The sequence below is a fragment of the Aquimarina sp. EL_43 genome, from assembly GCF_943422735.1.
GTDB classification, from domain to species: Bacteria; Bacteroidota; Bacteroidia; order Flavobacteriales; family Flavobacteriaceae; genus Aquimarina; species Aquimarina megaterium.
The window spans coordinates 3,307,902-3,321,450 of record NZ_CALSBR010000001.1 but is presented as its reverse complement, the minus strand read 5'-3'; the positions used below and the strand labels follow the sequence as shown (position 1 = coordinate 3,321,450).

Below are 13,549 nucleotides of genomic sequence, written 5' to 3'. Positions count from 1 at the left end.
ATTAGCATCATTATACCATATGTAACCAATATTGTTACATAATTTATAGAATTGCTATCTGTTAAAGTACAAAAAGTTTATTTCATTTTTAGAAAGAAAACCAAAAGAAGTAGGCTATTTATATTTCAAAAAACACCCCTAACAAAAGGGGTAACTCCCCTATTCTCTTAATGTTACATGATTCATAGTCTTTGTTACATACCTTATACAGATCCTCTTTTACATATTCTAGCTTTACACCCATCAAGTCTAAAAACAAAGTCTGATTCATTGATCGATATGCAGGCATGAATAAAAAAAGAAAGATTTATAAAGGGCACCTCAATCATTCTCCTACAAATAGTATATATCTAAATATAAACCATTTAGAAAACGGAACCTATACATTAAAAATCACACATAAAAACAAAATCATTAAGGAAGTAAAATTCAAAAAGTAAGAGATCAACAAGGGTAACAATATTCGTTGCGTAATGATATAAAGGTGTAAAACTCTAAAAGTAAAAAAAATGAAAACAAAAATTTTCAATGTAATATTATTAACTATCCTTACAGTCGCTCATTTTTCATGTGACTTAGATGATGACAATACTACTCCTATACGAGGAGAAGGAGGAGGAGAACTTTCCTTAAGATTTACAGTACAGACCGAAGAAGATCAAATGGGTGAATTTGCAGGAGTTGCAATGGCTATTTTTGATGGAAAAATTTATGCTGCCGGAGGTTATAATGCATATGGTAGCTCTGGATCTCATTTCCTTTGGTCCAGTAGTAATGGTGTTAATTGGGCTACCGTTCCCCTTTCTAGTAGTACTCCAGCCAGTTTTACATCTTTTCGTTCGGGAGCTACATTAACTACGTTTAATGATCAACTTTGGCTTATCGGTGGTAAAGACATTACAGATGCTCCATATACCAATATATGGCATTCTGCCGATGGGGTTTCCTGGAGTGAATTATCACCTCCTTTTGGAGATTTACCAGCTCACGAAACTATCGTATATAACAGCAAAATGTATGTAACAAAAGGTAATCGTACAACTAACCAAACCGAAGTATGGTCTACAACAAATGGTATAGACTGGATACAAGAAACCAATAATGCTTTCCCCGGAAGAGGAGGACAAAAAGGTGTCGTTTTTAATGATGCAATGTATTTACTGGGAGGAGAAGATATAGCCAGTAACAAAGTAAACGAAATATGGACCAGTACCGATGGTAGTTCGTGGGCAGAAGTTAGTCCCACTACGTTGTTTTCTGAAAGAAATGCGCATTCTGCAACAGTTTACAACAATAAAGTATGGGTTATAGGTGGTAAAGATAACATCACACTTTTTAATAATGAAATATGGTATTCATCAGATATGATTACCTGGACCAGATATGAAGGCCCCAGACCAGGAACAGATGGTATCAACAGCCACACCGCATTATTATTTAACGATGAGATATGGATTTTTGGAAGTAATCGTAGTGATGGCACAGGTGGTACACATAGAAATGGTGAAATAAGCAGTATTAAAGAAGATTAAGAATTGTTCTTATATAAACAAAATACATTTCATCATTATTAGCGAAGTAAATGACAGAATTAAAATTTAGAAATCATGAAACCCATACAACTCATAATTATAGCACTTTTTATCGCACAATGGGCAAAAGCACAAAGTATAGATACTAGTAAAACAAGAAAAAAACTGTAAAAAAAGATAATCTTTTAGATATGCAAACCAACTTATTATCTGGTGTATTTGGAGAAAATCTGGATGGAAAATCAAATGGGAAAACAATAAATTTCTTAGAACTACTTGAAAAAATGGATATCCCTGCAGAGCAAAAACTAGAGTATAAGAACATGTATTATTTACAAGCTAAAGAACTTACTCAAAAACAAAAAGATTCTTTGGGTTCTGCAATCGAGAAAAAAATAATAGAAGCCAAAACGCATCAGTAAAAATAACTTAGGGGGAAATAAAACACAAATCGATGAAAACTACAAAAACACTTTGCATTCTTGTTGCACTATGTAGTATAACAACAAGCAATGCTCAATTATTAGAAAGGCTGGGTAAAAAAGCAGAAGAAGCAGCAAAACGTACTATTGAAAAACGTGTAGAGCGAGAAACAGAAAAAAAGACCAACAAAGGTCTTGATGATATTTTTGAAGGAAAGAAAAAGAAAAAGAAAAGAAAAAAGAAGAAGAAAAAAGGAGGAGTAATTATCGGAAGCTCTAAAAGTTATGAAATCGATCGTGCTTCTGATTTTACATCAGGAAATATTGTCGTATTTGAGGATGATTTTGTAAATGATCAACAAGGAGATTTTCCTGCCAAATGGGACACCAATGGCTCTGGTGAAATCGTAAAGATTGATGGCAAAAAATGGTTGCGTTTAGGAGGTAACTCTAAGTATATCCCAACAATTAAAGAATCACTTCCTGAAAATTATACTATAGAATTTGATCTTCTAACCCAGGGGTTAGATAAAAAAATCAGTTCTCAGGCCTGGATTAAACTTTTACTCGAAGACAACACTGGTTTTCAGCGATCCAAAAACTGGTGTATGGCAGAGTTATCTCCCTGCCAGTTTATAGAATCTCCCGGTGTTGTAGAAAAAGTAACAAATGGGCAACGCCAGATCCGAAATAAGATAGGTAAAGATTATCGTACTGCAATACAAGGAATGTCCCATATTGCTATCGCTGTCAACAGGGCCCGAATGCGAGTATGGCTTAATGAAAATAAAATCGTAGATGTTCCAAGATTAGTTCCCCAAAAAGCAAATGTATTTAAAATATACACCAAAGGATTACGAGATGCAAGCGATAAAGACGAGGTATACATATCTAATATCAAAATAGCCAAGAGTGGTCAGGATAATCGAAGTAAACTTATTACAGAAGGACGTTTATCTACTAATGCCATCCTTTTTAAAACAGGATCCTCAACCATTACAGGAGGATCTGAAACCATCATAAAAGAAGTGGCTATGGCTTTGCAAAGCCTACCCGATATGAAAATAAAAATCATTGGCCATACAGATTCTGATGGGAATGCAGAAAGCAATAGAAAACTATCCGAACAACGTGCAAAAGCTGTTAAGATGATTCTTGTAGAACAGTATGATATCCGGTTTAGCAGAGTTCAAATCGAAGGAAAAGGAGAAACAAACCCAATAGCAGATAATGCTTCAAAAGCCGGAAAAGCAAAAAACCGAAGAGTAGAATTTATTAAAATCTAAATCTTAGAAAATGAAAACATCAAAATCTATTTTATATACATTTTTATTATCGCTATCGATTGCCATATTCTTGTCTTGCTCTAACGATGATAACGGCCCCGGAATAGACCCTAATCAAGAAATCATATTAGCAACATTTGATTATTCTAATCTTAGCGTAAACAGTGTACCTAATATGTTTATAGCCAACAATGCAGAAGGAGAGATTTTAGCTACTGTAGAGACTAATAAAGTACCAGGAGTTTACACGTTAACTGCAAAAGGATATACCTCAAATAGTTTTATGCTTACTACCCTTTTAGAAACAGATAGTTATAAAGGTCTAATCACTATCAAAGACGTACCTGTAGGTAGTAGTGCAATTGCTCCTAATCGCCACCCCACTAGAAATGGTAGCATAAAATTTACGCTAAACTTAACCGGAGCTACACGTATCAGGCTTTTTGTTTATGGACTAAAAAGCAGAACTAGTACAGATGGAGTCGATCCTCTAACCAGTGCTCCTACCAAAACTTATGAATATAATAAAGAAGGTTCTGGTGATAAAATTCTTCTAAAAATAAGGTATAAGCCAAATGATGTAGATCCTGAAGTTTACGGATATACATGGATTGATAACTATAAAGAAATTGAAAATAGAACGTTAAGTTTTGCAGATTTTAACATCGTACCTACAAGCACTATAACTGTAAATGATACTTCAGATGGAAGTCGTACCGATCTTTATGCTATTTATGATACCAACAGATCTGTTAATCTCGAAGGTGACTTTTCGCAATATTTGAAAATCACAGAAGGTTTTGAGTACTACTTAACATATTATGAAGCATCATATCCTAATAATGTACACCATAGCAAAGCAATTAAAACTAATGTTTTTCCTGAAATAGTATCCGTTACAAAACCTGATTGGAATTTTTCATACACCTCAACATCAAACAGTCTCCAAGTACAACCATCTGGCATTTATTTATGTACTAATATTAGAACAGAAATTATAAATCCCGCTGCCAAAAACCTTTCATGGCACATTACAATCCCGAATAATGGTGCAAATAAAATAACACTACCACAACTACCAGAAAGTCTTTCTGATTATACTAATTATTTTGAAGACACCTCTCGTTTCGAAGATAATTCTGCGGATTTGATCAATTTATCTAATGATTTCAATTATGCAGATTATATAAAAGATGCAATTGATAGAACCTATGAACTTGAGGAGCAAAATGGAGAATCTATTTCAATTCGGTTTACTCCATAAAACCATCATGACACGTATCAAAAAAATGAAATATAAACAGATGAAACATATAACTTTTTTAATTGTAATACTGATACACACATCGGTTTCTGCTCAAAACAATAATTGTAGTAAGTTTTATGCTAGCGAGGAAGATAAAGAATTAATCATCCATCAATATGATAAAAAGGAACGTCTTTCTACCATAACTGAATTTAAGGTAACCGATGTAAAAAACACAGCTAATCGCAGTGTTATTACTATTGCCATGAATCTAAAAGACGGCAAGAACAAAAAATCAATTATCACCTCATCATTTAAAGCCCGTTGTTCGGGAAAGACGACCCGTTTAGATCCCGAGTCTTTTATTGCCCCTGGCATACTTGATCAATATAATGACATGGAATATAGTATTACGGGAGATGACATCTCTTTCCCTAATAGCTTAGCCATTGGCCAGGAATTACCCAATGCATCTGTACATATGTCTGTAAATGCAGGAATCATGAACATAAATATGACCACCAATATGCTAAACAGAAAAGTAATTGCAAAAGAACAAGTTACTACCCCTGCAGGGACTTTTGATTGCTATGTAATTACCTATACCAACGAGTTAACTATGGGAATGACCACGACACAATATTCTAAACAATGGATTGCAGAAGGTGTCGGTATGGTAAAAGAAGAAACACGCAAAGCAAACGGAAAACTAATCACAAAAAGCATCTTATATCAAATTAACTAAAATTAAATCATTATGAAAAAAGTAGCCACATTAATCGTATCATTCATTTTTATAGTTTCATCCCAGGCACAAGACTCTGGATTTGACGCAAAAACAAAGGGGAGTTTTATTGCTAACGGAAGTGTCAATGTTTATTTCACCACTCGAAAAAGAAATGATGACAAAGCAACCGCATTTACCACCAGAATAACGCCAAAAGTTGGATATTTTGTAATTGATAATCTTGCCGTGGGTCTCGAATTAGGCATTAATACAAACAAAGAAAAGCAAGATTCTGATTTTGGAGATATAGAAACGACTACTAATGGTTTTGGTATTGGGCCTTTTGCCCGTTATTACCTGCAAAACAACATCTATTTCGAAGGTCTTATCGGAATAGGAAGCTCTAAAACAACTACTGATGGAGGATTACTTGGTTCAACAGATATAAAATCAAATATTTTTGGTTTTAGAGTTGGGGCTGGCTATGCTTTTTTTCTTGGAAGTCATGTTGCCATCGAACCCAGTGTAAGCTATTCCTGGGAAGATATTAATCCCAATAATGCACCATCTGGTTACAAAGAAAGCCTGTCTTCTATTTTTCTGGGGATCGGTATTTCTGCCTTCTTTTAACCCAAATTATTAATGTTGTTTAGTTAAGTTTTCAGTTGTCAATCAGAGCTCTTCGATAAACTCAGAACAGGCCTGTCGAAGACATTTAAAAACACAAATTTGGAACCACTTCGACAAGCTCAGTGTGACATATTGATTTCATATTATCCCTATGAACAACATTACCAATAAAAAAAAGGTACGCCTAAAAATAAAATTGATAGTAATCTATATGCCTAATACAACACTAACCTATACTAACATAGATTAAAATTTTAAAAACAATAAAGTAAGAACAGATGAAAACAATAAAAAATAGTATAGTTATATTGCTAGTACTACTACTGGCAAATTGTAGTTGTAGCAGTGATGATAATGGTAATACCACACCTCCCCCTACGTTACCCATCGCAACCCTAAGCAACATAAGCCCTACCAGTGGGCCAAAAACCACCATTGTCACCATTAATGGTAATAATTTTGGCGAAGACATCAGTAAAGTACAGGTATTTTTTAATGATAAAGGAGGTACTGTACAATCGGTAAGTAATACTCAAATTAAGGCAATTGTGCCCGCCAGAGCATTTACAGGCCTGGTAACCCTATCTGTAAATGGTACAACACTTACCGGCCCAGAATTTTCTTATATCATTACCGAGGTAAATGTAAGCACACTGGCAGGTAGCACCTCAGGTTTTGCAGATGGCCAAGGCAGTGTTGCCCAGTTTAATAGACCTTATGGTATTGCAATAGACACAGATAATAATTTATACATAGCTGACTCTTACAATCATAAAATAAGAAAAATAACATCAGAAGGGGTGGTGAGCACACTGGCAGGCAGCACCTCAGGATTTGCAGATGGACAAGGTAGTGCAGCCCAGTTTCTTGCTCCCAAAGGTATTACCATAGATATAGATAATAATCTATATGTAACGGATACCGGTAATCACAAAATAAGAAAAATAACACCAGAAGGAGTGGTAAGCACACTGGCAGGTAGCACCTCAGGATTTGCAGATGGTCAAGGCAGTGCGGTTCAATTTAATGCTCCTAGTGGTATTACAATGGACACAGATAATAATCTATACGTAGCGGATATCCGTAATCATAAAATTAGAAAAATAACACCAGAAGGAGTGGTAAGCACACTGGCAGGTAGTAATCGAGGTTTTGCAGATGGACAAGGCAGTGCGGTTCAATTTAATTTTCCTCATGGTATTACAATAGATACAGATACTAATCTATACGTAGCGGATACCGAGAATCATAAAATTAGAAAAATAACACCAGAAGGAGTGGTAAGCACACTGGCAGGTAGCACCTCAGGATTTGCAGATGGACAAGGTAGTGCAGCCCAGTTTGATTTTCCTTTTGGTATTGCAATAGATACAAATAATAATCTATACGTAGCGGATACCAGTAATCATAAAATAAGAAAAATAACACCAGAAGGAGTGGTAAGCACACTGGCAGGTAGCATCTTAGGATTTGCAGATGGCCAAGGTAGTACAGCCCAGTTCCGTGGTCCCACAGGCATTGCCATAGATACAGATAATAATCTATACGTGGTTGATATGAATGATCACAAAATTAGAAAAATCACGCAAGAATAAAGTAAGAACACATGAAAACAATAAAAAACAGTATAGTTATATTGCTGGTACTAGTGCTAGCAAGTTGTAGTAGTGATGATAATGGCAATACACCAGTAGTAGTACCACCAATAGCAACTCTAAGTAGTATAAGCCCTATCAGTGGTCCAAAAACTACTATTGTAACTATCAACGGCAATAATTTTGGTGAAGATATTAGTAAGGTACACGTATTTTTTAATGAAAAAGAAGGTACTACACAATCAGTAAATAATAACCAAATTAGGGCAATTGTACCCGCCAGAGCATTTACAGGCCCGGTAACCCTTTCTGTAAATGGCACAACACTTACCGGCCCAGAATTTACTTATACTGTTACCGAAGTAAATGTAAGCACTATAGCAGGTAGTACTCAAGGTTATGCAGATGGAGCAGGTAACGCTGCCCAATTTGATAATCCCGCAGGTATTACAGTAGATACAGACGGTAATCTATATGTTGTAGACATAGCTAACCATAAAATTAGAAAGATCACAGCTCAAGGAGTAGTAAGTACCCTAGCTGGTAATACTCGAGGCAATGCAGATGGAACCGGTAGTATGGCTCAATTTAATTTCCCTACGAATATTGCAATAGATACTGGTGGCAATCTATATGTGGCCGATACCTGGAACCACGCCATAAGAAAAATCACGCCTCAGGGAGTAGTAAGTACTATTGCAGGAAGTGCTCCTGGTTTTGCAGATGGGACTGGTACTATGGCTCAGTTTAATTTTCCTTATGGTCTTGTAACAGATGCTTTAGGAAATATATTTGTTGCCGATTCTGGGAACGATAAAATAAGAAAAATAACACCACAAGGAGTAGTAAGTACCATAGCAGGTAGTACTACAGGTTATGCAGATGGAACTGGTAGTATGGCTCAATTTAATTTCCCCACAGGTATTGCAATAGATAAAAATGATACTCTATATATAGTAGAACGGGGTAATGATAAAGTACGAAAAATCACACCTCAAGGAGTAGTGAGTACCTTCGCAGGTAACACCTCTGGTTTTGCTGACGGCAATGGTACCGCGGCCCAATTTAACTCCCCTACAGGCATTATTGTCGATACAGCTGGAGCTATCTATGTTGCTGATGCCGGGAATGACAAGATAAGAAAAATCACACCTCAAGGAGTAGTAACTACTCTGGTAGGAAGTACCTCTGGTTTTGCAGATGGCACAGCAGTATCTGCTCAATTTGATTCTCCATTTGATGTTACAATAGATACCAATAATCATCTTTATGTTTCCGATTCCAGCAATGATAAAATTCGAAAAATCACGCAAGAATAAAATAAGAACAACATGTAATTTTTTTTTAGGACGAGACAAGCTTTGACGCCACTAGCCAAGAGGTATACCGGGAACGATCCATGACACGCTAGGAGCAGCGGGGTTAGCCACAAACCGAATCCCCATCACCACAGGACTAAAATATGCTTTCGCATCATTACATGGAAAACTATATGCCGTAGCTGGTGGTTCTTCACCAGGTCTAACAAACAATTCTGTTTGGATTCTTAATTAAATATATCACTAAAACTTTACATCATGAAAACAAAAAAATCAAAACTAAAGTCAATTCTTTTAGTGTTTACTATTCTTTTTACATATAGCTGCTGTTGCAATGGAGAAGATGGCGCGATTGGGCCCGTTGGTCCACTTCGATCTTTTACATATGATCTTTCTACAGTATCGGGGACATTTCACGATCAATCTATACCAGAATTATCACAGGTAGTACTTGATAATGATGCGATTTTGGGATATCTAAAATTTAACGGAAGTACTAATTTATACCCTATACCAACTACTAAAATCCCATTAGGGATAGATATCAGAACCTTTATATCGTTGGGAAACTACTCTATGAATTTTTTTATACAAAATGAAACTACCACATTTTCTGTTACTGCCGGACAACTTGAAGAACTAAGAATAGTAATCATAGCATCGACAAACATAAACGGTAAGCAGGATGATATCCTATCCAAATTAAAAGCAGAAGGAGTTGATATCAATGATTACTATGCTGTGATGAAACACTTTGGCAACTAAGAACTGCTATTATCAAGTAGCAACGTATTATGACTTACCCCATTAACTCCATTACCTATCTAAAGAACCAAGGCATGAGTCTTGGTTTTTTTACCTCCATTTATTTCCCCGAAATAAGAATAAAAACTCCTATCCCGATAAAGACAATAATCTGAAGCCATTTTAGAACAACCCCTATTTTTGAGCTCTTTTTTAAATACTCTGCAATAGATCCAGCCAGAACAGCTATCAGACCAAAAATGATAAATGAAACTACAATAAAAAGAAATCCAAGTATATAAAATTGTATTACATTACTTATGGTTTTACTAAATAAGAATCCAGGGAAAAATGCTAAAAAGAATATAGATACTTTAGGATTTAAAACATTCATTATAAATCCCTGCTTAAATAATTGCCCGAGGCTTTTCTTAGGCATACTATTTTCTGAAAGACTCACCTCTGCTTCACTTCTAAACACTTTGTAAGCCAGAAAAAACAAATACAACGCTCCGAATAATTTAATAGTAAAAAAGAGCATTTCACTTTGTTTAATAATTGCAGATACGCCAAAAGCAACCAACGTAGTGTGTATTAAACACCCAGACATTAGACCAGCCACCACAGCCAATCCATACTTTTTGCCGTTTACCACACTTTGCATTAGCACAAATATATTATCGGGCCCTGGTGAGATTGACAATGCCAATGTTGCTATAACAAAGGTGTAGAGAATTTCGTAATTCATATTCTAAAAGCTTAGCTACTAAGTATTGCTTTATTAATATCCCTGATCAATTTGGGGCCTTCATAAATAAAGCCTGTATATAATTGTACCAGACTTGCTCCAGCCTCTAATTTCTCTATAGCATCGGTAGCACTATGTATTCCTCCTACTCCAATAATCGGAAACGCCTTGTTGCTTTTTTCTGATAAATATTTAATTACTTCTGTACTTTTGTTTTTTATGGGTTGACCACTTAAACCTCCATTACCTATTGCATTTAATCTATTTTCAGAAGTCTTTAGTCCTTTTCTGGTTACAGAAGTATTACTTGCAATAACTCCATCTAAATTAGTATCTGCTACTAATTCTATAATTTCATCCAGTTGATTTGTATTTAAATCGGGTGCAATTTTCAGTACAATAGGTTTTTGTTTTTCGAACGTTCTATTTTCTTCTTGTACGGCTACTATTAATTCGTTTAAGTATTCTTTATCATTTAGCTTTGCATGGCTCCCAACATTTGGGCAACTCACATTAAGAACAAAATAGTCTACATATGGATGTAATATCCGAAAACACTCCAGATAATCTTTGGTATAATGCTCTGGTAACGTATCTGTATTCTTTCCTATATTTCCTCCTATAATAAGTTTACCTTTATTTTTTCGAAGTTGATTTACGACTGCCTCAAGGCCTTTATTATTAAATCCCATTCTATTGATAATCCCTCGGTCTTCTTTAAGTCTAAACAACCTCTTTTTAGGATTACCTTCCTGACCTTTGGGAGTCACCGTTCCTATTTCGATAAACCCAAATCCAAAATTAGCCAATTCATTATACAAAACTGCATTCTTATCAAATCCAGCAGCTAGTCCTACAGGGTTATTAAATTTTAATCCAAAAATTTCTCGCTCTAATCTTGGGTCATCTACCTTATATAAATTTCTAAAAACTAATGGCACAAGAGGTATTTTTGAAAAAAACCGAATCATTCTAAAGGTAAAATGATGCACATTTTCTGGATCAAACAAGAATAGTAAAGGACGTAGTAAGAATTTATACATTAAATATAATTTTGCTTGTGCAAAAATAAGTTATCCAAGGTTCTAATAAAAGTGTATTTTTGAATTCTTCAAATATTAAAATAGTAGCAGCAATGATTTCAAAACAACACATCATAAATAGGTTCATAAGTTACGTGACTATTGACACCGAAAGTGATCCCGAAAGTAATACAACTCCCAGTACCGAAAAACAGTGGGATCTTGCTAATAAATTAGTCGAAGATTTAAAAGATATTGGCTTAGAAGACATTAGTATAGATGAGTATGCCTATATCATGGCTACATTACCTTCTAATATTGATCAAGAAGTACCCACTATTGGTTTTATATCGCACTTTGACACTAGTCCTGATTTTACAGGTGCAAATGTAAATCCACAGATTATAGAAAATTATGACGGTAAAGACATCACACTAAACGCATCAGAAAATATTATACTCTCTCCTGATTATTTTGAAGACTTAAAGCAGTATAAAGGTCAAACACTCATTACTACCGATGGCACAACACTATTGGGAGCTGATGATAAAGCGGGGATTACAGAAATAATAACTGCGATGGAATATCTTGTACAACATCCTGAGATTAAACATGGTAAAATTCGAATAGGATTTACACCCGATGAAGAGATTGGTCGTGGTGCTCATAAATTTGATGTTTCAAAATTTGGTGCAGATTGGGCATATACTATGGATGGTAGCCAAATTGGGGAACTTGAATATGAGAATTTTAATGCGGCCGGTGCTGTGGTAACTATAAAAGGGAAAATCGTACACCCTGGTTATGCAAAAGGAAAAATGATTAATAGTATGTACATCGCACAGGATTTCATCAATTCGCTGCCAAGGATGGAAACGCCTGAACATACAAGTGGTCGAGAAGGTTTTTTTCATTTACATACTATAAAAGGTAATGTTGAAGAGACTCAGTTACAGTATATCATTAGAGATCATGATAAAGAGCATTTTGAAGCTAGAAAAAAAGTAATGAAAAATCTGGCAAATGAAATTAATGCTCAACATGCCAAAAAGGTTGTGCATATAGAAATCAAAGATCAGTATTTTAATATGAGAGAAAAAGTAGAACCTGTAATGCATATTGTAGATATTGCAGAAGAAGCTATGAAATCTCTCGATATTACTCCTATTATAAAACCTATACGAGGAGGGACTGATGGATCACAATTAAGTTTTATGGGACTGCCATGCCCAAACATTTTTGCAGGCGGGCATAATTTTCATGGGCGATACGAATATGTTCCTGCAGAGAGTATGATCAAAGCCGTAGAAGTAATCGTTAAAATTGCTGAATTAACGGCAAAGAAGTAAATTAATAATTTTACCCAGATTAAAAATTATTGATAGTATTGTTTCTTTCGTGGTAGTCAGAAAAAGCAATAATAAAACCTATAGAAAACAAAAAAGCGCGGTAAAATTAAATTAATTTCATCGCGCTTTTAACAAGTAGGCTAGTTATTACTTCTTATCTGCTGGTTGATTTAATTTTTGACTCATCTCCAACGAAATTGCAGATTTATCATACGTTAATTTACCAGATCCTGTTTCAATAATAATAGCATTATTTTTCTCACTGAAGTCAAAAACTTTACCGTGAAGTCCACTTTTTGTTACGACACGATCTCCTTTTTTTAAGTCTTCAGCAAATTTTTTCTCCTTTTTTGCTTTTTGCATCTGTGGTCGTATCATAAAAAAATACATTACGACAAATATGAGTATAAAAGGAAGAAATGATTGTATTTGCTCCATAAATTATTCGCTTACTGGTGTTCCACTTACGGGTTTAGCCTTTGGAGTTACCATAGCTTTAATCTTAAGAATTTCTTTTCCAGCCTCGGTATTAGCAGTTATAGTAACTTGCTTAGTTTGCTGATTTGGTTTTCCGTTAGAGTTAAACTTCACTAACATCTCTCCTGTTGCTCCTGGTGCAATTGGATCTTTTGGCCATTCTGGCACAGTACATCCACAACTACCTTTTGCACTTACGATTACCAAAGGTGCTTTACCTGTATTGGTAAAAGCAAACTTATGCTCTACAACATCTCCTTCATTGATAGTTCCAAAATCGTGTTCTGTTTCAGTAAAAGTCATCACAGGAAAATCTGCGTTCTTTGCGTCTCGATCTGCTGCTATTTCTACATTTTCTTCTTTAACTTTTTCTGCGGCATTGTCTTTACAAGACATAACTGTCATAGCAAAAACTCCGGCTAAAATTAAGATTCCTTTTTTCATTACTTGGG

The 13,549-nt window shown here is 35.1% G+C and carries 15 protein-coding genes; 10 read left to right on the top strand and 5 right to left on the bottom strand.

Translation table 11 applies throughout. From position 1 onward, the window contains the following. Window positions 1-509 precede the first annotated feature (509 nt). The 8 genes from NNL09_RS14120 (at window position 510) to NNL09_RS14085 (ending at window position 8,757) form a co-directional block, all read left to right on the top strand. The gene (locus NNL09_RS14120; protein WP_196909614.1) at window positions 510-1,532 is read left to right on the top strand and encodes a hypothetical protein; all 1,023 of its coding nucleotides are present in this window, start codon (window positions 510-512) and stop codon (window positions 1,530-1,532) included. A gap of 191 nt (window positions 1,533-1,723) precedes the next feature. Continuing rightward, window positions 1,724-1,954: a hypothetical protein gene (locus tag NNL09_RS14115; protein ID WP_196909613.1), complete on the top strand. Its 231-nt coding sequence runs from the start codon at window positions 1,724-1,726 to the stop codon at window positions 1,952-1,954. Window positions 1,955-1,986: 32 nt separating this feature from the next. Then, window positions 1,987-3,240, top strand: coding sequence for an OmpA family protein (locus tag NNL09_RS14110; RefSeq protein ID WP_196909612.1), 1,254 nt, complete (start codon window positions 1,987-1,989; stop codon window positions 3,238-3,240). 10 nt (window positions 3,241-3,250) lie between these two features. Further along, window positions 3,251-4,504 (top strand): hypothetical protein, encoded by a 1,254-nt coding sequence (locus NNL09_RS14105; RefSeq protein ID WP_196909611.1) that lies wholly within the window; start codon window positions 3,251-3,253, stop codon window positions 4,502-4,504. Window positions 4,505-4,544: 40 nt separating this feature from the next. Next, window positions 4,545-5,231, top strand: coding sequence for a hypothetical protein (locus NNL09_RS14100; protein ID WP_196909610.1), 687 nt, complete (start codon window positions 4,545-4,547; stop codon window positions 5,229-5,231). A gap of 12 nt (window positions 5,232-5,243) precedes the next feature. Continuing rightward, window positions 5,244-5,843 carry an autotransporter outer membrane beta-barrel domain-containing protein gene (locus tag NNL09_RS14095; protein ID WP_025666024.1) on the top strand — a complete coding sequence of 200 codons (600 nt, stop codon included), beginning with the start codon at window positions 5,244-5,246 and terminating at the stop codon, window positions 5,841-5,843. A 278-nt stretch (window positions 5,844-6,121) separates the two neighbouring features. Beyond that, complete coding sequence (locus NNL09_RS14090; RefSeq protein ID WP_196909609.1) at window positions 6,122-7,438, top strand: IPT/TIG domain-containing protein; 1,317 nt, start codon at window positions 6,122-6,124, stop codon at window positions 7,436-7,438. Between the two features lie 11 nt (window positions 7,439-7,449). Continuing rightward, window positions 7,450-8,757: an IPT/TIG domain-containing protein gene (locus NNL09_RS14085; RefSeq protein ID WP_196909608.1), complete on the top strand. Its 1,308-nt coding sequence runs from the start codon at window positions 7,450-7,452 to the stop codon at window positions 8,755-8,757. A gap of 51 nt (window positions 8,758-8,808) precedes the next feature. Here the strand turns inward: NNL09_RS14085 and NNL09_RS14080 are convergent, their stop codons facing one another. Then, the gene (locus tag NNL09_RS14080; RefSeq protein ID WP_196909607.1) at window positions 8,809-8,970 is read right to left on the bottom strand and encodes a hypothetical protein; all 162 of its coding nucleotides are present in this window, start codon (window positions 8,968-8,970) and stop codon (window positions 8,809-8,811) included. Window positions 8,971-9,015: 45 nt separating this feature from the next. Here NNL09_RS14080 and NNL09_RS14075 point away from each other — a divergent pair, with 45 nt between their 5' ends. After that, the gene (locus NNL09_RS14075; protein ID WP_196909606.1) at window positions 9,016-9,522 is read left to right on the top strand and encodes a hypothetical protein; all 507 of its coding nucleotides are present in this window, start codon (window positions 9,016-9,018) and stop codon (window positions 9,520-9,522) included. Window positions 9,523-9,622: 100 nt separating this feature from the next. Here the strand turns inward: NNL09_RS14075 and NNL09_RS14070 are convergent, their stop codons facing one another. Together NNL09_RS14070 and NNL09_RS14065 are read right to left on the bottom strand one after the other, a co-directional pair. Beyond that, window positions 9,623-10,249: a LysE family translocator gene (locus tag NNL09_RS14070; RefSeq protein WP_196909605.1), complete on the bottom strand. Its 627-nt coding sequence runs from the start codon at window positions 10,247-10,249 to the stop codon at window positions 9,623-9,625. An 11-nt stretch (window positions 10,250-10,260) separates the two neighbouring features. After that, window positions 10,261-11,292: a quinone-dependent dihydroorotate dehydrogenase gene (locus tag NNL09_RS14065; protein WP_196909604.1), complete on the bottom strand. Its 1,032-nt coding sequence runs from the start codon at window positions 11,290-11,292 to the stop codon at window positions 10,261-10,263. A 92-nt stretch (window positions 11,293-11,384) separates the two neighbouring features. Between NNL09_RS14065 and pepT the strand changes: the two genes are divergently transcribed. Continuing rightward, complete coding sequence (gene pepT / locus NNL09_RS14060; RefSeq protein ID WP_196909943.1) at window positions 11,385-12,620, top strand: peptidase T; 1,236 nt, start codon at window positions 11,385-11,387, stop codon at window positions 12,618-12,620. Between the two features lie 147 nt (window positions 12,621-12,767). Here the strand turns inward: pepT and yajC are convergent, their stop codons facing one another. Both yajC and NNL09_RS14050 read right to left on the bottom strand, forming a co-directional pair. Further along, window positions 12,768-13,058 (bottom strand): preprotein translocase subunit YajC, encoded by a 291-nt coding sequence (yajC, locus tag NNL09_RS14055; RefSeq protein ID WP_025666017.1) that lies wholly within the window; start codon window positions 13,056-13,058, stop codon window positions 12,768-12,770. Between the two features lie 3 nt (window positions 13,059-13,061). After that, window positions 13,062-13,541: a DUF1573 domain-containing protein gene (locus tag NNL09_RS14050; RefSeq protein ID WP_025666016.1), complete on the bottom strand. Its 480-nt coding sequence runs from the start codon at window positions 13,539-13,541 to the stop codon at window positions 13,062-13,064. Window positions 13,542-13,549 lie beyond the last annotated feature (8 nt).

Coding starts and splice junctions, on each gene's coding strand:
- NNL09_RS14120 (WP_196909614.1), top strand. CDS start 510: ATGAAAACAAAAATTTTCAATGTAATATTATTAACTATCCTTACAGTC.
- NNL09_RS14115 (WP_196909613.1), top strand. CDS start 1,724: ATGCAAACCAACTTATTATCTGGTGTATTTGGAGAAAATCTGGATGGA.
- NNL09_RS14110 (WP_196909612.1), top strand. CDS start 1,987: ATGAAAACTACAAAAACACTTTGCATTCTTGTTGCACTATGTAGTATA.
- NNL09_RS14105 (WP_196909611.1), top strand. CDS start 3,251: ATGAAAACATCAAAATCTATTTTATATACATTTTTATTATCGCTATCG.
- NNL09_RS14100 (WP_196909610.1), top strand. CDS start 4,545: ATGAAACATATAACTTTTTTAATTGTAATACTGATACACACATCGGTT.
- NNL09_RS14095 (WP_025666024.1), top strand. CDS start 5,244: ATGAAAAAAGTAGCCACATTAATCGTATCATTCATTTTTATAGTTTCA.
- NNL09_RS14090 (WP_196909609.1), top strand. CDS start 6,122: ATGAAAACAATAAAAAATAGTATAGTTATATTGCTAGTACTACTACTG.
- NNL09_RS14085 (WP_196909608.1), top strand. CDS start 7,450: ATGAAAACAATAAAAAACAGTATAGTTATATTGCTGGTACTAGTGCTA.
- NNL09_RS14075 (WP_196909606.1), top strand. CDS start 9,016: ATGAAAACAAAAAAATCAAAACTAAAGTCAATTCTTTTAGTGTTTACT.
- NNL09_RS14070 (WP_196909605.1), bottom strand. CDS start 10,249: ATGAATTACGAAATTCTCTACACCTTTGTTATAGCAACATTGGCATTG.
- NNL09_RS14065 (WP_196909604.1), bottom strand. CDS start 11,292: ATGTATAAATTCTTACTACGTCCTTTACTATTCTTGTTTGATCCAGAA.
- pepT (WP_196909943.1), top strand. CDS start 11,385: ATGATTTCAAAACAACACATCATAAATAGGTTCATAAGTTACGTGACT.
- yajC (WP_025666017.1), bottom strand. CDS start 13,058: ATGGAGCAAATACAATCATTTCTTCCTTTTATACTCATATTTGTCGTA.
- NNL09_RS14050 (WP_025666016.1), bottom strand. CDS start 13,541: ATGAAAAAAGGAATCTTAATTTTAGCCGGAGTTTTTGCTATGACAGTT.